This window comes from Kitasatospora sp. NPDC056651 (assembly GCF_042792155.1).
Taxonomy (GTDB): Bacteria; Actinomycetota; Actinomycetes; order Streptomycetales; family Streptomycetaceae; genus Kitasatospora.
The window spans coordinates 15,284-32,823 of record NZ_JBHTWX010000023.1; the positions used below are offsets into that span (position 1 = coordinate 15,284).

The window sequence follows — 17,540 nt, forward strand, 5'->3', positions numbered from 1 at the left end:
GATCGCGTGTGCGATCACCGGTGCGACCAGGGCGTCGCCGAGCACGGCGTGCTGGTAGGTGTGGGCCTGATCGGCGTCCAGATCGCTGGTGTCGCCGACGTCGTCGGTGCAGGAGAGGGCGTACTGCTGAATGCCCGCGAGGGCAGCCAGGAGGTCGGAGGCCGCTTCGGGGGCGGGCAGGCGAGTGGTCGAGTTCAGGCGCCCAGATGCCGGGCGGCATCGGCGAGAGTGTGCAGCTGCTCACGCCCATGCTGGCCGGGGACGAAGTCCATGACGGCGGGCTCCCGTGGCGGAAGGGATGGGGGTCGGTCCACCGCGAGCGCGCGGCTGTGGGCGCCAGCGGCCGGGCGATGTGGGCGATCGTGGCCAGCTTGTCGGTGACCGCCCCGAGAGCCGCGGCCGCCTGGCCCAGACGGTCGACGACCTCGCCGCCGGTCCGGGCCATGCGCAGCACGTGATCGGCGGCTACCCGAGCGTGGATGGCCTAACCCATCTCGGCGATCAGGTGGCCGAGTTCGGTGAGGCTCCGGCTCGCCAGGGCGGCGTCCGTGAGCCGGTTCGGCAGCTGGGTCGAGGAGGGCAAGCTCGCCTCCTGCGCCTCCTGCGCCTCCAGGCGAGCGGCCAGAGACTGCATGGCAAGGGATTCGCTGACGGAGGTTTTCATACGGGGCTCCGGTGGGAGCTAGTGTGCTCGTGGACCTGGCGCGGGCCCGACGGGGGCAACGGGGCGTGGTTCGGCGGCGGGCTCGCGGGGGTGCCCGGCAGGGTGGGGCTTCGGGCGAGTGCGGCCTGGACGCGGGCAGCCTGGTCGGCGCCAGCCGGGGGCGGTGCGGGAGGTGAGGTGGCGGTGCGCCAGCGGGCTCGTACCTCGTCCAGCGGGCCGAGGGCGTGCAGCGCGTGGCCGATCAGCTGCCCGGGGGCGAGGCGCCGGTCGTCGGCATGGGCGGCGATCTGCTGCGCGGCGCCGGCGGCGGTGCGGGTGAGGGAGGAACGCAGGAGCTGCTCGCCCAGCCACTCGGCCGAACCCGCCGCCCCGTCGCGCAACACCGGCGCGAGCTGCTCCTCAGTGATCGTGCCTTTGGCGAGCAGGCCGCGCCGCTGGACCTCCCACAGCGTGGTGACCGGGTCGATCGGCTCGCCGCGGTGGTGGAGCGCCCCAAGGCAGCGGTAGAGCTGGCCGTGGCCGGGATGGGCGAAGTCCTGGGGGCGCAGCCAGTCGAAGACCTCGCCGATCGCGCCGTTCTGGTGGACGAGCAGGGACAGCAGGAACTGCTCGTCCTCCGCCTGGGCCGCCGCGGGCGGCTGTCCGGCGACAGGGAGAGAAGGCGTCCTTGGGGCGGTGGCCAGGGGGCGGGTTCCCCAGCGCTTGGCGAGGTCGTCCAGGACGCCCGTGAGCACGTCGGCCTGGGCAGCGGTGCCGCGGACCTCGTGCTGCCCGGCGTCCTCCCGGGCGACGGCGAGCAGGCGGTCGGCGTGCTCCGCGACGGTGCGGTGGATCGACCCCTCCAGCACCATCCGCCCGTACAGCGGCGCGTGGGCGGGGCGCGGGCAGGCCGCGACGAGGGTGTGCAGGTAGGAGGCAGTGAGGCCGCGCACCTGCTGGCCGGCCTCGGCGAGGGTGTCGGTCAGCCACGCCACCGGCACCGTGCCCTCCGTGCCGAGGGCCGGGTGGTCCTCGTCCCGGAGCTTGCGCAGCGCGGCGAACAGCGACTGGTGGCCGGGCCGGTAGAAGTCGCGCGGCTCCAGCCAGTCGAGGCCGCCGAGCTGGCGGGGGTCGAGCAGAACCGCTCCGAGGACGGCCTGCTCGCCGGTGAGCAGCGGGTCCATCACCGGCTCCGGCGGCGACGCGCGCCGCTGTCGGCGCGGAGCTGGGCCACCGCGAGGTCGGCGGCGGCCTTCGCGGCGGCGAAGCGGTCCAGCTCACCGGTGAACGTCGGGTCGGTGGCCAGGATCGAGCCTTCGCTGGTGATCAGCCACCACTGGCCGCCCCGGCGGACGACCGGCGCCCCGGTCAGCGGAGCGGGATGGCGGTGGGCGGCAGGCGAGTTGGTGTCGGACATGAAGACCTTCCGGGGAGTCGATCGGGTCAGCGGCTGCGGCGGGCTGCGGCCGGGCCTGCCGCCGCTCCGGCACCGGGCAGGACCAGCGGCGACGCGGTCCGACCTGCGGTGCGGGAGGGGGAGGAGGAGGTGGCGGCCCGGACCCGGGCCTGGTCCGGTGTCTCGCGCACGGCCTGGACGGTGTCGGCGAAGCGGCGCCAGCCGTACTCGCTGCGGTCCCGGGACCACGTGCTGGCGGCGGCCGTGAGAGCAGGGGCGAGGGCGCCGACCTCGTCGGCGGTCGCGGAGCCGAAGGCGAGCAACTGGCCCTGCGCGGACCACAGGTCCAGGTACCAGTCCTCGTTGCCCATCGGGTACGCCTTCACATGGGCACCGGAATCAGCGTCCTGGAAGGCCCACAGGCGCCCCAGGTCGCTCCAGCCGGGGCCGGCGAACGACGGCGCGGCCACCGGGACCTCGGGCCGGGGTCCGGCGTGGTCGGCCACGTCGAAAACGGCACTGGGCGGCTCACCGGCGAGCACGTCCTTGACCAGGCCCAGTACCTCGGCGCCCTCCAGACCCGGCCGCCCCTCCAGCACGCCGACGACGTTGTGCACGGACCGAAGGGTGGCGCGGGCGCCGTCCGGGTCGATGAGGTTCTCGGCCGGGCCCGCGTCCCGTAGTTGGTGGGCCACCCGCACCCCGACCGAGCGCAGGTCCTCCAACTGCTGCACGCCAGGGCGGTCCGGCAACTTCTCGACCCGGTAGAGGAGTTCATGGAAGGGCCGCATGTGCTGGCGTACCGCGTCCTGGGCGAAGCGATCGGCATGGCCCTTGAAGGAGGCGACGGCTGCCGTACGAACCTGCTCGTCGTGCTTGCGCAGGGAGGTCAGCAACGACATGTAGCGGTCGCGGGTGTCGATCTGCTCGCGCAGCACCGACTCGTACGCGGAGTTGAGCAGTTCGAGGTCGGAGAGCGCGGCGGACGGTTCGCCGGAGCGCTCTGCCTGCTCGCGCAGCGCGGCGACGCGGTCGGCGGCGGGGGTGTTCCAGACGCTCATGCCGCCAGCCCGAAGGAGTCGTGGCCGACACTGACCGGCTGGCCGGCGCGGCAGGCCCAGGGCGAGCAGCCGTCCGCGTCGCCGGCCTCCAGTTCGGCGTCCGCGAGCGCGTCGAAGACGTCGGTCTGACGGCCCGCCCACTCGTGCGCGGTGACCCGGTCGATCGGCGCCTCGTCCAGGGGTCGGCGGCTGCGGTGCAGGTACGCCTGCCCCAGCAGCGGGGTGCCCTCGGCGGTCGCCCGCGCGTTGCCCTTGCGGATGGCGCGGTCGAACGCGACGACGTCCTGCCACTCCTCGGGCGAGCCGTCGCGCAGGGCCCGCCACTGGGCGTTGCCGTGGAACGGGCACCCCAGGCAGCTTGACTTCGGCGTGGACTCGAAACCGCGCGAGCGCAGCAGCCGCAGGCAGTCCGCGCGCGAGAACCCCTCCTCGATCAGAGGGAAACGATTCTTCATGTAGGCGACATCGGCGTCCTTCGCCCGGTGGAACTCATCCGTGGAGATGCCGATCCACTGCTCCACGAACACCCCGGCCGGCACTCGCTGCGGGTGCGGGTGGCCGAGCAGGGAGCGGACCTGCTCCTTGATGGGCCGGATCTTGTACTGGCCCGTGCACTGGCGACGTGAAAGCCCCTCGGTGCCTTGGGGGTTGAGGATGTGCAGCGGCATCGACGCGAAGCGCTTGCCGGGGTCGAGGGCGTCGTCGCGGATGTTGCCGGAGGAGACCCGCAGGACCGGGATGCCGGCGGGCTCGGCGACCTCCCGCTCGATCCGGTCGAGGTGCTCGTAGACGGCGCGCGGCTCCCAGCCGGTGTCGGCGAAGATCGCGGCATCGAGGCCGGGTAGGTGACCCTCGGCGGCCAGGAGCAGCAGCGCACTGCTTTGCACTCCGGCGCCGAGTGAGAGAACTCGCAGGGCGGGAGCGGTCGTTGTGGTCACGGAGGTGTCCTTGGCGTGGGCGGGTGGAGGTGGCGCACCCGGGCGGATCGGAGCGGGGGAAGTGGTTGGAGGGCGGCGCCGCCCGGGGAATCGGGCTTCCGGTCGGCGCCGCCGGGGTGGGGGTGGGTCAGGCCGAGAGGGCGAGGTCGTCGGGGGCGGCGCTGCCCTTGGCGAGGGCGCGTTCGGTGATGGCCTTGGTGGCGCGGGAGGAGGCCGGGCCGATCTCCTTGGCGGAGCGCTCCTTGTACCAGGGCTTGAGGTCGAGCATCGCCACCTTCATGCCGGTCGCGAAGAGCAGGATCTTGCCCTTGGGGAGCGCGCGGATCTCGTCCGGCGGCAGGATGCGCTCGGTGCGCATCGACACCGAAGTCGACTTGCCGCTGCCGGAGTCGGACACGGAGACGGTCTGCACGTCGTGCTCGCCTATCTGCCTCGACAGCTTGTCCGCGAAGTCGGCGTCGTCGATGCCGCTGCCGATGACCTTGACGGTGGCTGCGGACCAGAGGGCGTCCATGCCGGCCTCGCCCCAGCAGCGCTGGCCCTGGCGGTAGGACTGCAGAATGGTGATCGGGATGACGCCCCGGCTGCCGAGGTGGGAGTAGAGGTCCGGCAAGTCGCTGATCTTGCACACGTTCGCGGCCTCGTCGAGGACGCACAGCGCGGGCGGGTCGAGCCGGCCGCCGGATCGTTCGGCGACGATGACGGCCGCGCGCATCACCGCGTCGGCCGCCGCCGCGATGATTGCCGAGGCGGAGCCACCGCCGTCCTTGCTGAGCAGGAACAGGGTGTCCCGACTGGAGGCGAAGTCGAACGGCTTGAACTCCGGCAGGCCCTTGGTGGGGGTGACCCACGCGGCGATCTCCGGGTCCAGCAGGCAGCTCGCGTACTGCCTCGCCGTTTCAAAAATCCCATCCCTGGTCTCCGTGGCGCCGGTAACGGTGCCCTGGAGCTGGGCGGCGACGGCGTGGTGGCCGGCGTCGGTGAGCAGGTCGACGGGGGTGCGGTCGGAGGGGGAGGCGAGCCAGGCCAGCACGTCGGTGATCGGGCGGCGGTGGCTGGCGGCGGCCAGGAAGAGCGCGCCCAACGTGTTGCTCGCCGCGGTCGACCAGAAGTCGGAGCCGCTCGACTCGTCCACGCTCGCCGTGACGAAGTGCCCGGCCAGGCGCTTGGCGCCGGCGAGGTCGCGGGCGTCCGCGAGGACGTCCCACCACATCTCGCGCGGGTGGTGCGCGATCTGCTGCGGGTCGAGCGTCCAGACCGTGCCGACCTTCGCGCGGGCGTCGGTGCAGGCGGTGAAGGCGTCGTTCGCGGCCTTGTTGCTGGTCAGCAACACCGGTCCGGGGGCGGCGAGGATCGCGGGGATCGCGATGCCGCTGGTCTTGCCGGAGCGGGGCGCCATGATGGCGACCATCACGTCCTCCCAGCTCGCGCGGACCTCGGCATTGCCCGGGGAGAGGGTGCCGATCAGGATGCCCCGGTCGGCCGGCTCGACCTCTTTTACACTCCCGGTCGTTCAGGCTCGGGCGCAGGCTGCGGGCCTTCTTGGTGATCTCCGCGTCCAGGAGCGGCGCTATGTCCGCCTTGCGGGCCAGACCGCTCCTGGCACCCGAGCGGTGGCGCAGCCACAGCACCAGGACGGTGCCGGTAGCCGCGAGGGTGAGGACGCCGGGGACGATGCGGGCGCCGACCAGGACGGCGGCCGGGTCGAGGTGGGGCCACAGCCGCTCGGGGTGGAGGAGGGCTTCGGTGGCGTGGAACGGAGCCCAATCACCGGACCCGACGAGGTAGTTGGTGAGGTTGCCAGTCAGCCAGGCGAGGGAGCCGAAGGCGAGGGCGGCGCCGACTACGGCGAACAGGAGATAGAGGAGCGCGTCCGAGCCGGAGGTGGTCGACGGCGCGCCGGTGCGCGGGGTGGGCAAGAGGGCGTCCAGGAGGGTGCGAGCGGGCGGCGGGCGGGGCGCGCTCGGCTCTCGTACGGATCATGGTGCTCTCCTCAGGAGGCGGGACTGGCGGAACGTTTCAGCGGGTGCGGGCGGCAGGCCGGACCAGCGCCGCTGCGGGCGTGCCGACCTGGACGGGGGCCGCCTTGGCGGTGGCGGAGGGGAAGGTGCGGCGGGTGGCGGCGAGCCGCTGCTCCTCGGCCTGGACGATGCAGTTCTGGCCGACGTACCCGACGACCAGGTGAGGGTCGATTCCGACCAGGTACCCGGCGTCGTCCAGCATGGCGGCTGCCGTGGAGGCCGCAGCGGGCTGGTCAGCGCCGGGAATGTCCGGGGGCAGGTGGTAGCAGCAGGAGCCGTGCGAGTCGGAGGCGGTGAAGCCGCACTGGCGCAGGACGTCGTGGATCTGTTCCGGGGCGTCGGTGCGGCAGTAGGCCCGGACCACCGCGTCGGAGCGGCGGACGATCTCGACGTCGGTGCCGAACGCGTCGGCCAGGGTGCGCATGATCGTGTTTCCTTCGGGTCGGTCTGTTGGGCAGGCGGTTTCAGCGGGCTCGGCCGGCGGGCCCCGCCGATGCGGCCGGTACGGACGGCACCCGGGTGGGGGCAGCGAGTGGGCCGGTGGATTTGGGTGCCGGGGCGGTAGCGCTGCGGGCGAGCGCGGCGCGGGTGCGGAGGAGATCGGGCGGCTGTACCGGGTGGCCCGGTCCCGGCTGTGCGGGCGCAGCGCCGAGGGTCCGCAGGTCGCTGAGGGTGTCAGCGAGTTCGGCCTCGGCGGTGCTGATCAGTTCGGCGCCGGAGGAGAGGCGGCCGGACAGCCCGTACTTGTCGGGGGCCAGGCCGGCGACCTGTTCGGCCGCCGCTTCCAGTGCTTCCCGCAGCCGGGTGAGGACGCCGTCGTCGGGGTCGAGGAGTTGGCCCAGTGCCATGGCGGCGTCGGCGGCGCTGGAGGCGCCGCGGATCTGGTCGGCCAGCTCCAGGACCTGCCGACCTGCGACCTTGAGACCCTGCGGATCGGTGGGGGTGGCCAGGAGACCGCTGTCGAGCCTGGGGTCGAGGTCGACGTTGTAGCGGGCGGCACGCAGCATCTCGGCGGCGTGCGTGGCGACGGCGATTCGGTCGGCACGGGTCGTGGTGGTGGGCAGCCGGTGCCGGCGCCCGTGCCAGTCCTGGATCTGCTTGAACCCGGCGTGGCGCAGCAGGGTGGCCGACAGGTCGTCGCTGGAGCCCTTGGCGACGACACTGCCGCTCGGTTCGGTGCCGATGGTGATGTACGGGGCGGGCATCCGGTAGTCCTTGGCGGTGGTGACGGAGGGGACGCTCCGGGGTAGGTGGCCGAGTTCGGCGGCGATGCGGTTGCACTCGGCCTGCACGTGGAAGGCGTCGCGGTAGGTGCTGTGGATGCGGCCGTCCTCCCGCACGACGGTGGCGACGATGTGCACCGAGTGGTCGAAGGTGCGGATCGCGGCCCACCGGCAGCCGTTCGGGTCGCCGGAGGGGGCAAGCCCGGCGGCGGTGACCAGGCGCCGGGCGACGTCGGCCCACTGGGTGTCGCTCAGGTCCGGGTGCCGGGGGTCGGAGCGCACCGAGCACAGCCACACCGGCCGCTCCGGTGCGCGGGCGCCGATCCGCTGGGCGGGGGCGTCCAGCACGTCGCCGCCCAGGACCTCCTGAGGGTCGCCGACCAGGGGCAGCTGATTGTCGGCGCCCCGGTACTCGGCGCCGATCAGCCTCGGACGCAGTCGGTGGCGGGGGTCGTCCGGGCCGTAGAGGGCGGGGATCAGCGCGGTCGTGGTGGCGGCGCGCTGCAGGCGGGCGATCACGGCGTCCCCTCTCGGACGGTGGTGGCGGGCCCCGGTGGCCAGGCTGGGAGCTGCGGTCGGCCGCGTGCTTCCGTGAGCGTCAGCGCCGAGCAGTGAGCCCGTGGTCACGGGCGAAGTCCTCGCAGGCGAAACGCGCCCAGTGCTGGTCGTTGTGCAGCCGGGCCCAGCGGCCGTCCTGGCGGATGACGGTGGCGACGAGGTCGAGCCGGTCGCCGGTGTTGCGCAGGGCCACCCATCGGCAGGCGTCGGGGTCGTCGTCCGGTTCGATGCCGGTGGCGTCGAGCACCTTCCACGTCAGTTCGAACCACTGGTCGTCGGTGAGCGCGGCCCGGCCGTTGCTGCGGATCGAGCAGTGCCAGGTCAGGAGTCGGGACGGGGTGTGGCCGGTGCGCGGCTTGCGCAGCGCCAGCGGCTCGTCCAGTAGCGCCGCCAGGTCCGGCAGGACGATGTCCTCCTGGTCGGGCGGGCCGGGCGACCACGACGCCAGCAGGTAGGACTCGAAACCGGGATCGGCGCCGTTCAGCACGGCGAGCAGATCGGTGGTGCTCTCGGTGCGCCGCACGGTGCAGGACAGCGGGGAGGAGGACATCGCGGGGGCTCTCGGATTGTGGTGAAGGGGGCGGGCGTTGGTGAGGTGCGCTGCGTCGGGGGAAGGCGCCGGCAGGTCAGACGAAGGGATTCTCGGTCGGCCGGTCGGTGTCCACGGCCGCCTCCAGCAGCTCGGGCAGGTCGCCGGGTTCGCAGGCGCGCTGGTCGATCCACCAGCCGGCGCGGGTGATCGTGCGGGCCTGGTCCTCGATCAGCTCCCACTCGGGTTCCGCCATGCCGGCGTCGAGGACGAGCGCGTTGTACGCGGCGGCGAGGACCTGGTGGCGACACCGGACGCCCCAGGCGATGCCCTTCTCGGTGCCCTCCAGCGGCGGCATCCGGTACTGCCTGGACCAGTTGTCCGACTCGGCCTGCTCGGCGGCGCGCTTGGCCTCCAGCCACGCCGACTTCTCGGCCTCGTCACCGGCCTTCGCCGCGCGCCAGCAGTCGGTGCACTCCTGCTTGGCCAGCCACTCGGCGAAGCCGGCCCGGCGGTCGGCCGGACGGTCGCCGAGGTCGCGTTCGGCCTCATGCCCGCACGAGTGGGTGATCTGCCAGACCTTCTTCACGGCCATGCGCTCTGCTCCTTCGGGGTGGGGGTGGTCAGCGGGCGCGGGCGAACGCGATGCGCGGGTCGACCGCCGCCGGCGGCGGGCTCACGGGGGCGGGTGCCTTGAGTGCGGCCTCGTTGACGCGGAACTTGTGCGTGGTGAACGCCTGCTGGGCCGGGGTGCGCCGGGCGGAGACCTCCTCGGCGAGGCCGGGAAGCATGGCCACCTGGAAGTGGCCGCGCTGCAGCCCGACCGTGGTGCGGGCCACCGCGTCGAGCGTCTCGGCCCGGGTGCCGGCCGGGGGCAGGTAGACGTCCAGGTCCCGGTGAAGGCGCCAGCCATCGGTCTCCAGGAATATGCCCGGGTTGAAGGGCAGGTCGTCGTTGACGGCGGCGACGATGCCCAGGCTCGGGTGCTCGGCGATGGCGACGTCCGGACCGGTGCCCGGCGCGGGGGCACGCTGTGGCTTGGCAACGTCCGGAGCGGCGTGCGCCTGCCGCGCTTGCACCCGGTGCTGCCGGTCGGTGTTCCCCGCGGACAGGGCCATGTCGGTGTCGACCTGGTAGCCGGCGCCGGTGAGCAGCTTGGTGGCCCAGGCGGCGCGCTCGGGGGCTTCGCGGTGCTGGTCGGTGAGCGTGAAGAGCTTCGGGTTGCCGGGCAGACGCTGGAAGTCGAGGCGTTCCAGCATCCACTCGGCAGCGGCCGACTGGGTGGGCAGGGAGGCGACGACGCCGTGGGTCGGGTGGTGTCCGATGGCGACGTCGGGCAGCGGGATGGGTTCGGCAGCAGGCACGGTGGGGCTCCGCTTCGCTGGTACGGGCTGGGGTGGCCGGGGCCGTGAGGACGGCTTCCGGCGGAGCTGATGATGCGGAGAACCGGGAGTTTGGCCCGGCCGGAATCTGCTGGTAGAGCGCAGGACCGGGGCACTCCGGCCTCCGAGGCAGGGCGGATGCGACCCGCTCCTCGCCGTCCGGTACGAGGAGCGAGCCGTCCGTGGTGGACCCGCGGGTTCAGGATTCTCGAACCCAGTGGCTTACGCGGCCATGCGGAAGTCGGTGTCGTAGAGCGCCCGTTCGCGGCTGTGGAGGAGGTGCTGGACGATGAAGGAGAGAGAGGCGACCTTCCACAGGCCCCGGCCGCGGGTGAGTGCGGCGATGGCCTGGGCCTCGACACCGGTGAGGCCGAGCAGGGCCATGGCGGCGGGGATCTGGTCGGGTTCCTGGCGGTAGATGATCCGGGTCGAGCAGTCGGCCAGGAGGCCCTCGGCCAGGACACGCCCGCGTGATCCGGCGTCGCCTGCGGAGAGCAGGTCCGAAAGCCGGTGCAGGATCAGCAGGTTGGCGATGCCCAGGCCCCGGCTCAGCTTCCACTGCTGCTGCATCCGCTCCAGCAGGCCGACGTGCCGCATGATGCGCCACGCCTCGTCGTAGATCACCCACCGGCGACCACCGCCGGGGTCGGCGAGGGCGGCTTCCATCCATGCCGAGGCGCAGGTCATCGCGAGGACGAGGGCGGTGTCGTCGCCGCTGCTGCCCAGGCGGGACAGGTCGATGGAGAGCATCGGCGCGTCCGGGTCGAACGTGACGGTGGACGGCGCGTCGAACATCCCGCTCAGGTCGCCGTGGACCAGGCGGCGCAGGGCATGGGCGAGGTCGTCGGTGGCGTGGCCGAGGCTTCCGGCCTGGCCGCCGAGGGCGGCGTCGAGGCGATCGGGGCGGCCGAGGACGTGGGCGATGTCGCCGAGCAGCGGCACCGTGTCGGCAGCGTCGGCGTCGGCGACGACCAGGTCCAGGGCGACGTCGAGGCCGGTGTGCTCCATCGGCAGCAGGTCGCGCTTGAGCACGGTGGCCGCGAGGCTGGCCAGCAGCAGAAGGCGGCGCTTGCGGACCTCGCCGCTCCAGTCCTCCTCGCTCACCCCGACCGGACGTTGCGGGGCGTCCAGCGGGTTCAGCCTGCCCGGGAGACCTGGGCCCAGCGCGATGGTCTGCCCGCCGAGCGCCTCGGCCAGCCCTGACCACTCACCCTTCGGGTCGCTCGGTACGTAGATCTTGTAGCCGTGGGCGATGGCGCGGGTGGCGATGGACTTGGCCAGGGCGCTCTTGCCCATGCCGATGACCCCGCACAGGATCGCGTTCGGGTTCGTGAACCCCTCTATTCGGCCTGAGTTGTAGAGGGCGAACGGGTCGTAGCAGAACGACCCTTCGGCGTGGAGGTCGCGGCCGATGAAGATGCCCTCGGCGCCGAGGCCGGCCTCCGCGAGGAAGGGGTAGGCACCCGAGGCGGTGGCGGTGGTCAGGCGGTGTTTGGGCAGTCGGAGCTTGCCGCCGCGGGCGGAGGCGGGGCCCGGCCGGCCGGTAGCCGGGTAGACGGGCTGGAGATCCGCGTTGGTGACGCTGTTCCGGGGACGCTCGGCGGCGGGCTGTGCGTGGCGGGCCTTGGTGCGGGCCTGGGCGAACTCGGCGCGGGCGGCGCGCTGTTGGGCGCGAGTGCTCTTGCTCGGGACGAACAGGTGGGAGGCGGTGGCGCGGTTCCTGGGCATGGTCTCGAATCCGGGGTGGAGGGTCAGCGGCGGACGAGGCCGGTGAACGGGGAGTGCAGGTCGGCGGGGGTGGTGCGGCGGCGCACCAGCTGCGCGGTCTCCTGGTGGCGGCGGCAGATGCTCAGCTCCGGCGCGCCCTCGGGCAGGCGGGCGCGGCAGGCGTCGGGGCCGGGGACCTCGCCGCTGCCGGGCCGGGGCGAGGCGTGGTAGGCGGCGTGGAGGTGGTCGGCGACCTGCCACAGGCGGGTGCGCGCGGCCTTGAGGTGGTCGCCCTCGGCCGGCAGCAGCGGCGCGGTGCGCTGGGTGTGGGCGTCGAGGAGGCCGTGCAGCGCGACCAGGTGCTCGTGGAGCGAGTCGAGTTCGGCGCGGGAGGCGACCAGCGGGCCGGTGGGGATGTTGAGCGCGCGGTGGAAGTCGATCGCGGCGGTCGCGTACGGGACGAAGTCCTGCGCGACGGAGGTGGTGGCCGGCATCAGGTGCTCTTTCGGAAGGCGGGAGGGCCGGCATCAGGCGGCGAGGGCGAACGGCATCGCCGAGGCGGTGAACGCCTCGGCCTGCTGCCAGGTCAGCGGGCGCAGGTCGAGCTGGGCGCCCACGGCGGCGGTCTCCACCACGGCGCAGGCGGAGCGCAGTTCGTCCTCGGTGTCGGCGGAGACGGTCAGCAGCCCGGTGAGGGCGACGTCGGCGTGGCCGGCGATCAGCTGCCGCTCGCGGTCCTGGATGTCCTGGTACTCCACGGAGTCGGCTTCGCTGGAGACCTGGCCCTTGCGGGCGCGCTCGGCCGAGTCGGCGATCACGCTGGCCTTCTTGCGGCGCACGTCGCGCAGTGCCGAGTCCAGGTCCTGGGGTTCGTAGGACAGGGAGACGGTGCGGCGCACGTCGGAGGCGAACAGCACCTGGTGGAGGAAGCCGGGGTTGACCTGCGTCCTCGGCCAGTTCTCGACCCAGTAGGTGGTGTGATGGGCGGAGTCGGTCGAGATGTGGTCGGCCTTCTCCACCACCACGACCGGGCCGGCGGCGGCCGGGTCGGCAGACGGGCGTCCGTCCTCGGACCAGCGGTCCAGCGCGGCACGTGACTTGGGGTCGTAGGCGGTCCGGGCCACGGCGGCGATCTCGCCAGCGGACAGCCAGCCGGACGGGGTGAGGCCAGCGGTGCGGGCGGACTGCTCGAACGCGGAGGTGAGCTGGGCCAGGACCGCGAAACCACCGGTCAGGCCGCCTCCGGCCTGGGAGATCAGCCGCCGCGCGCCCTTGAAGTCCAGGGCGATGGCGACGTACGCCTCGTGCGGGGCGGCGGCCGGACCGGCGCCGCGGATCAGCTCCCCGTACAGCTCACCGGCGAGCGGCGCGTCGGGGCGGCCGTGCTCCTCCCAGTACCGGCGAAGCGCGTCGCCGGTGTCCGGGACGGTGCGCTCGATGACCTGGATGCGGGCGACCTGACCAGTTCGGGCGAGCGCGGCCAGGGAACGCCCCCACCCGTTGACGTTGGCGTTCTGGGTGCCGGGGTCGAGGAGGGCGTAGGCGCGGGAGGAGACCTTGACGATCGCGGTGAGGGTGCCGGCGTGCGGGTCGTGGACGGCGCCGTAGCGGCCATCGGGCGCGGTGACCACGCGCAGGCTGGCCGCGCTGCCGGGCAGGTGGAGCAGGCCCTCGCGCACCGGGCGGGAGGAGGGCCGGGTGAGCCAGACCAGCTGGCCGCGCAGGCGCCGCAGGCCGTAGCGGGCGGCGACGGGCGCCCAGTCGGCGAGGGTACGGCCCCGGTAGCGGATGAACACCAGGGCGGCGACACCGGCCCACAGGGGTATGAGCTGCAGGGCGCCGGTGACGCCCCGGGTGACGAGCACGCCGAGCAGCAGCAGGCCGGTGGCCGAGGTAGTGATGAGTTGCGGGGCGCTCAGGCCGAGAAGGATGCCGCGCTTGGAGCGGTGGGGGAACTTGACGGACGCAGGAGTGGCGTCGGGCGTCGAGGAGGACATCGGTGTTCCAGAGGGGGAGAGCGTGCGGGCGGCGGGCGGGGGCGCGGCACTCTTCTGGACGTCATCGCGGATGCTCCTTCGAGGATTCGAGATCGGGCGGTGGGCCCGGGGCGGGCGGCTGGCTGCCGCCCGCCCCAGGACATGGGGGTGCCGGTCAGGAACCGGGCGGGGTGGGACTGTTCGGGTAGACGAACCGGGCCGGTGCCGGAGCCGGTGCTCCGCCCGCGGCCAGTCCTGCGCTCGCCGGTGCGGGCGGTGCCGGTACACCGGGGCCCGCCGGGGCCGGACCGGGCGCCGAGGGCGCGGGCGCGGCCGGGGCGGTCGAGACGCCCGGCACGGACGGCGCGGAGGGCTGGGCCGCGACGCCGTCCTGACCGCCGCCGGATGCCGACTGGTCACCACCGCTGTCGGGGGAGGCCCGGGTGATCAGGGCAGGGATGCCGGGCCGGGTGACCAGGGCGCGTCCGCGGTCGCCGCCCGCGCTCGGGTCCTCGCCGAAGCGGAACTTCGTCGGCTGCTGCGCGGGGCCGGCGTCGATCCCCTCCTTGCTGATCCGGCCGGTCGGGTCGATGCCGGAGGCACCGCCGCCACCTCCCGCACCCGGGACCTGGGCCGGGCCCTGCGGCGCCGGGACGCCGGTGCCCATCTGCATGGCCAGGGAACCGGCGGTCTTCGCCGCCCCGGCCGCGACCGCCATGCCGGCCATGCCGGTGCGGTGCGTATCGTCGTGGCCGCTGCCGTCCGTCGCCCAGTGGACGAACTTGTAGACGGCGTACGGGCACAGCAGCACCATGACCATGATCACGACACCGGCCATGGCGTCGGACAGGGCGGCCATGCCGTCCTTGGCATCCGTCTTGCCGAGGGCGGAGACGCCGACGAGGAAGACCACGGTCATCAGCAGCTTGGAGACGATCAGGGTGGCGGTGGCCTCGATCCAGCCGCGCCGCCACCGCTGGGCGACCTCCCAGCCGCCGCCGGCACCGGCGAAGGCGGCGAGCACCACCAGGATCAGCACGCCGACCTTGCGGGCGACCATCACGCACCAGTAGAGGAACGCCCCGATCGCGCTGCCGACCGCGACCAGGGCGGGGATCGCCCAGCCGAGGGCGAACATGGGGCCGAACTGGGACACCTTGATCATGCGCCTGACGGCGTCGGCGACGCTGGTGTGCGCGGCTTGGAACAGCCCGGCCGACAGGGCGTCGACCACGGTGACCGCGACCGCCGTGAAGCTGATCGCGCCGAAGGCGAACAGCACGCCGGTCATCGTGCCCCAGGCGGCCTTGGCCAGTGCCCGTTCGTCCCGCCGCCAGGCGGCCAGGATCAGCTGGGCGCAGAAGGTGCCCACGGTCAGGATCAGCCCGATCGGCAGGATCAGCTGGTAGTTGTCCCTGAACCACGGCGCGGACAGGTCGATGGCCGTGGTCTCGTCGACCGCCTTCGCGCACAGGTCGACGGCGCTGGCCGCCAGCTCGCCCATGCTCTTGGCGATCCACGCGCCGATGCCGTCCGTGATGCTCTTGCCCGGGTCGCTGACGAAGTTGATGCCGTCGACGACGTTGCAGACCTGGGCGACCATCGGGAGGTTGCAGATATCCACGAGGAACTCCCCAGGTCAGGGCGCCACGGCCGGCAGCACACCGGCCAGGGCACACGGGCGGTCAGGACGGCACTGCACGGCGAGGGTGGCCGAACGGTCCTCGGCCCCGCCCTGCGGGGCACCGTTCCAGGCGATCGACTGCTTCCCGGAGACGGTCACGGCGTAGACGTACGCCTGCGTGATCGCCCCCGGATCGGCCTGCAGCGCCTTGGTGAACCGGTCCGGGAAGTGCGCCTCGTCCGCGGTCGCGGTGGCGAACTGCCCGGAGTCGGCCATCCGCCCCCACAGCACCGGCGAGGGCACCAGCCGGTCGACCGAGTCGGCGTCGAGGTACTGCCCCTCGTTGGTCAGCCACTGGTGGAGGGAGGCCACCAGCTCCGGCTGCGAGGAGGAGCGGGTGTCGTACGACCACAGCGCCACCGCCGCCGCCTTCGCGAACGCGATCGGATCGTGCGTCGAGGGCGGACCCGGCAGCGACTTCGCATGCCCGCCCGGCGACGGCGAACTCACCGGCGCGGAGGGCGCGGCCGAACCCGCAGCCGCCGTAGCCGGATGGGCGGCCTCGCGGCCGTCCCGGGTGACGTAGGCCAGCACGCCGGCAGCGGCGACGAGCACCACCAGGACGAGCGAGCCCAGCAGCGCCCGGCTGCGCACCAGCGCGCCGCCGGACCCGCCTGGGCGAAGGCCCGAGACGAAGGAACGTTTCTGCATCACTTGACCTGGCTTCCGAGCGTCGAGAAGAACGAGACGACGCCGTTCGCGGCGCCGAGCAGTAGTGCCGCGCCGGCCGAAACGAGGACGCCCTTTTTCCCGTTGGCCTCCGCCTGGTGACCGCCGGAGTGGTGGCCCCAGGCCCACACCCCGGCGCTCACGGCCAGGGCCCCGACGACCGCGATGATGCCGAACAAATTCAGCGAGCTCATCACCTGCTTGAGGACCGAAAGGCCGGGCAAGCCGCCCTCGTTGGGGGTGATTCCGGGGTCGTAGGCGAGCTGTACGACTGCGTCCGCGAGATACAAGGGAAGCTCCAGAGCGGTTCAGGGCGCGCGAAGGCAGCCCAAAGAGAAGAGGGAGAAGAGAGGGGGAGGAGAAAGCGCGGGGTCAGGCGACCCGGCGGGCGGCGAGGATCTCCGGCCGCCACGAGGCGAGGGTCGAGATCTTGACCACGTCACCGGTCTTCGGCGCGTGCACGATCAGCCCCGAACCGATGAACATGCCCACGTGCTCCGGCACAGCGGCACTGCCCCGGGTGAACAGCAGGTCGCCCGGCTTGAGCGCGTCCGCCGAGACGGCCGTGCCCTGCTTGACCTGGTCGTAGGTGGTCCGCTCCAACGAGACGCCGGCTGAGCGGTAGGCCATCTGCATCAGCGAGGAGCAGTCACACCTGCCCATCGGGTCCGCACCGTGCGAGTTCGCGCAGGTGCCGCCCCACTGGTACGCAGTGCCCAACTGGCCGAGCGCCCACCGGATCGCGGTCTGCACCGGCTGTGGCGCATCCGCCGGGATCGTGTATCCGTTGGGCAGTGAGCCCGCGGGGATCGTGCCGAAGTCGCTGCCGTCACCGCCCGCCGTGGGCGTCCCGCAGCCGCCACCCGCTGTCGGGCTGGCGCTCGCGCCAGCCGTTGGCGTCAGGTTCACCGTGGGCGAGGCACCGGAGGTGGGGGTGAGCAGCAGGGCGAGGGCCTTCTGGAGTGCCTCCGCCAGGGGCTGCCACTTGGCGTAGGCGTCGGGGAAGCCGGAGCGCTGCACTGCCTGGGCGGCCTGGGTGACGGTCATCGACTCCCAGCCGCTGACCTTCTGCAGCGCCTCGTAAAACTTCGTCGAGGCGTACACCGGCTGCATGATCTGCTCCGGCGTGCCCCAGCCCTGCGAAGGCCGCTGCTGGAAGAGGCCCAGCGAGTCCCGGTCGCCGCCGTTGACGTTGCGAAGTTCGCTCTCCTGCAGTGCCGTTGCCAGGGCGACGACCTGCCCGCGTACGGGGATGCGCATCGCGACACCGGTGGCCTGGATCGTGCGGGCGTTGGGGATCTGCTCGGACGGCTTGCTCAGCCCGGCCACGGCCGGAGCCGACAGCGGACTGGAGCCCTTGAGGATTGCCTCGACCTGCGCCGCCACCGCTGAGGAATCCACGCCCTGTGTACTTCCTCCGGGAGGGCAGGAGCTGGACGTGGAGGCCGAGGCGCTGCCCGCGCCGACGATCGCGACGGGCAGGGCCAGCATCAGCGGACCGCAGGCGACGACGCCGACGAGCGCGCCGACCGTCTTCTTCACGACGGCCCCCGGTCACCGGGCAGTGGTCGACCGGGTGGCGCAAGAGGATGAGGGCATGGGTGTGCCAGGGCATGCTGCATCGCAGCGGCTCCTCGGGGATTCGTAGGAGAACGCGGTGCCGGCCTCTCGTGCGAAGAAGTCGCCGGCACCGCGCCGGTGGTGAAACCGCCCTTACTCAGAGCGGTCCCGGGTCAAGGGAGTTGGTAGCTCC

Annotated in this window: 17 protein-coding genes and 1 pseudogene; all 18 read right to left on the minus strand. The window is 73.0% G+C overall.

The window, feature by feature from the left end; translation table 11 throughout:
* Positions 1–484: 484 nt before the first annotated feature.
* The 18 genes and pseudogenes from ACFRAR_RS12180 to ACFRAR_RS12265 all read right to left on the minus strand — a co-directional run bounded on the left by ACFRAR_RS12180 (position 485) and on the right by ACFRAR_RS12265 (position 17,329).
* The gene (locus ACFRAR_RS12180) at positions 485–634 is read right to left on the minus strand and encodes a hypothetical protein (protein WP_380697519.1); all 150 of its coding nucleotides are present in this window, start codon (positions 632–634) and stop codon (positions 485–487) included.
* 26 nt (positions 635–660) lie between these two features.
* Entirely contained in the window at positions 661–1,827 is a 1,167-nt protein-coding gene (locus tag ACFRAR_RS12185; protein ID WP_380697521.1) for a DnaB-like helicase N-terminal domain-containing protein, read from the minus strand.
* Positions 1,827–2,060 (minus strand): hypothetical protein, encoded by a 234-nt coding sequence (locus ACFRAR_RS12190; protein ID WP_380697522.1) that lies wholly within the window; start codon positions 2,058–2,060, stop codon positions 1,827–1,829. The genes ACFRAR_RS12185 and ACFRAR_RS12190 overlap by 1 nt, the downstream gene beginning before the upstream one ends.
* A 26-nt stretch (positions 2,061–2,086) precedes the next feature.
* On the minus strand, positions 2,087–3,100 hold the full coding sequence (locus ACFRAR_RS12195; RefSeq protein WP_380697524.1) for a hypothetical protein: 1,014 nt from the start codon (positions 3,098–3,100) through the stop codon (positions 2,087–2,089).
* The gene (locus tag ACFRAR_RS12200) at positions 3,097–3,972 is read right to left on the minus strand and encodes a hypothetical protein (RefSeq protein WP_380697595.1); all 876 of its coding nucleotides are present in this window, start codon (positions 3,970–3,972) and stop codon (positions 3,097–3,099) included. Before ACFRAR_RS12200 ends, ACFRAR_RS12195 begins: the two co-directional genes overlap by 4 nt.
* Positions 3,973–4,165: 193 nt before the next feature.
* Positions 4,166–5,957, minus strand: a pseudogene (locus tag ACFRAR_RS12205) (type IV secretory system conjugative DNA transfer family protein).
* A 100-nt stretch (positions 5,958–6,057) separates the two neighbouring features.
* Complete coding sequence (locus ACFRAR_RS12210; protein WP_380697525.1) at positions 6,058–6,483, minus strand: hypothetical protein; 426 nt, start codon at positions 6,481–6,483, stop codon at positions 6,058–6,060.
* Positions 6,484–6,523: 40 nt separating this feature from the next.
* On the minus strand, positions 6,524–7,801 hold the full coding sequence (locus ACFRAR_RS12215) for a hypothetical protein (protein WP_380697527.1): 1,278 nt from the start codon (positions 7,799–7,801) through the stop codon (positions 6,524–6,526).
* 79 nt (positions 7,802–7,880) lie between these two features.
* On the minus strand, positions 7,881–8,390 hold the full coding sequence (locus ACFRAR_RS12220; protein WP_380697528.1) for a hypothetical protein: 510 nt from the start codon (positions 8,388–8,390) through the stop codon (positions 7,881–7,883).
* 76 nt (positions 8,391–8,466) lie between these two features.
* On the minus strand, positions 8,467–8,964 hold the full coding sequence (locus tag ACFRAR_RS12225; protein WP_380697530.1) for a hypothetical protein: 498 nt from the start codon (positions 8,962–8,964) through the stop codon (positions 8,467–8,469).
* Positions 8,965–8,992: 28 nt separating this feature from the next.
* A complete protein-coding gene (locus ACFRAR_RS12230) occupies positions 8,993–9,733 on the minus strand; it encodes a hypothetical protein (protein ID WP_380697531.1) in 741 nt (246 codons plus the stop codon).
* 240 nt (positions 9,734–9,973) lie between these two features.
* Positions 9,974–11,479: an ATP-binding protein gene (locus tag ACFRAR_RS12235; protein ID WP_380697533.1), complete on the minus strand. Its 1,506-nt coding sequence runs from the start codon at positions 11,477–11,479 to the stop codon at positions 9,974–9,976.
* Between the two features lie 23 nt (positions 11,480–11,502).
* Positions 11,503–11,952 carry a DUF6238 family protein gene (locus ACFRAR_RS12240; RefSeq protein ID WP_380697534.1) on the minus strand — a complete coding sequence of 150 codons (450 nt, stop codon included), beginning with the start codon at positions 11,950–11,952 and terminating at the stop codon, positions 11,503–11,505.
* A gap of 33 nt (positions 11,953–11,985) precedes the next feature.
* On the minus strand, positions 11,986–13,455 hold the full coding sequence (locus ACFRAR_RS12245; RefSeq protein WP_380697536.1) for an SCO6880 family protein: 1,470 nt from the start codon (positions 13,453–13,455) through the stop codon (positions 11,986–11,988).
* A gap of 154 nt (positions 13,456–13,609) precedes the next feature.
* Positions 13,610–15,058 carry an ATP-binding protein gene (locus ACFRAR_RS12250; RefSeq protein ID WP_380697537.1) on the minus strand — a complete coding sequence of 483 codons (1,449 nt, stop codon included), beginning with the start codon at positions 15,056–15,058 and terminating at the stop codon, positions 13,610–13,612.
* A 15-nt stretch (positions 15,059–15,073) separates the two neighbouring features.
* The gene (locus ACFRAR_RS12255; RefSeq protein WP_380697539.1) at positions 15,074–15,769 is read right to left on the minus strand and encodes a hypothetical protein; all 696 of its coding nucleotides are present in this window, start codon (positions 15,767–15,769) and stop codon (positions 15,074–15,076) included.
* Positions 15,769–16,077: a DUF6112 family protein gene (locus ACFRAR_RS12260; RefSeq protein ID WP_380697540.1), complete on the minus strand. Its 309-nt coding sequence runs from the start codon at positions 16,075–16,077 to the stop codon at positions 15,769–15,771. Before ACFRAR_RS12260 ends, ACFRAR_RS12255 begins: the two co-directional genes overlap by 1 nt.
* An 82-nt stretch (positions 16,078–16,159) precedes the next feature.
* Positions 16,160–17,329 (minus strand): C40 family peptidase, encoded by a 1,170-nt coding sequence (locus ACFRAR_RS12265; protein WP_380697542.1) that lies wholly within the window; start codon positions 17,327–17,329, stop codon positions 16,160–16,162.
* Positions 17,330–17,540: the final 211 nt, after the last annotated feature.

What these genes read in the sequence shown, in the direction of transcription:
- ACFRAR_RS12220 (WP_380697528.1), bottom strand. Translation starts at nt 8,390, where the DNA reads ATGTCCTCCTCCCCGCTGTCCTGCACCGTGCGGCGCACCGAGAGCACC.
- ACFRAR_RS12245 (WP_380697536.1), bottom strand. Translation starts at nt 13,455, where the DNA reads ATGTCCTCCTCGACGCCCGACGCCACTCCTGCGTCCGTCAAGTTCCCC.
- ACFRAR_RS12185 (WP_380697521.1), bottom strand. Translation starts at nt 1,827, where the DNA reads ATGGACCCGCTGCTCACCGGCGAGCAGGCCGTCCTCGGAGCGGTTCTG.
- ACFRAR_RS12235 (WP_380697533.1), bottom strand. Translation starts at nt 11,479, where the DNA reads ATGCCCAGGAACCGCGCCACCGCCTCCCACCTGTTCGTCCCGAGCAAG.
- ACFRAR_RS12210 (WP_380697525.1), bottom strand. Translation starts at nt 6,483, where the DNA reads ATGCGCACCCTGGCCGACGCGTTCGGCACCGACGTCGAGATCGTCCGC.
- ACFRAR_RS12225 (WP_380697530.1), bottom strand. Translation starts at nt 8,964, where the DNA reads ATGGCCGTGAAGAAGGTCTGGCAGATCACCCACTCGTGCGGGCATGAG.
- ACFRAR_RS12240 (WP_380697534.1), bottom strand. Translation starts at nt 11,952, where the DNA reads ATGCCGGCCACCACCTCCGTCGCGCAGGACTTCGTCCCGTACGCGACC.
- ACFRAR_RS12180 (WP_380697519.1), bottom strand. Translation starts at nt 634, where the DNA reads ATGCAGTCTCTGGCCGCTCGCCTGGAGGCGCAGGAGGCGCAGGAGGCG.
- ACFRAR_RS12255 (WP_380697539.1), bottom strand. Translation starts at nt 15,769, where the DNA reads ATGCAGAAACGTTCCTTCGTCTCGGGCCTTCGCCCAGGCGGGTCCGGC.
- ACFRAR_RS12190 (WP_380697522.1), bottom strand. Translation starts at nt 2,060, where the DNA reads ATGTCCGACACCAACTCGCCTGCCGCCCACCGCCATCCCGCTCCGCTG.
- ACFRAR_RS12195 (WP_380697524.1), bottom strand. Translation starts at nt 3,100, where the DNA reads ATGAGCGTCTGGAACACCCCCGCCGCCGACCGCGTCGCCGCGCTGCGC.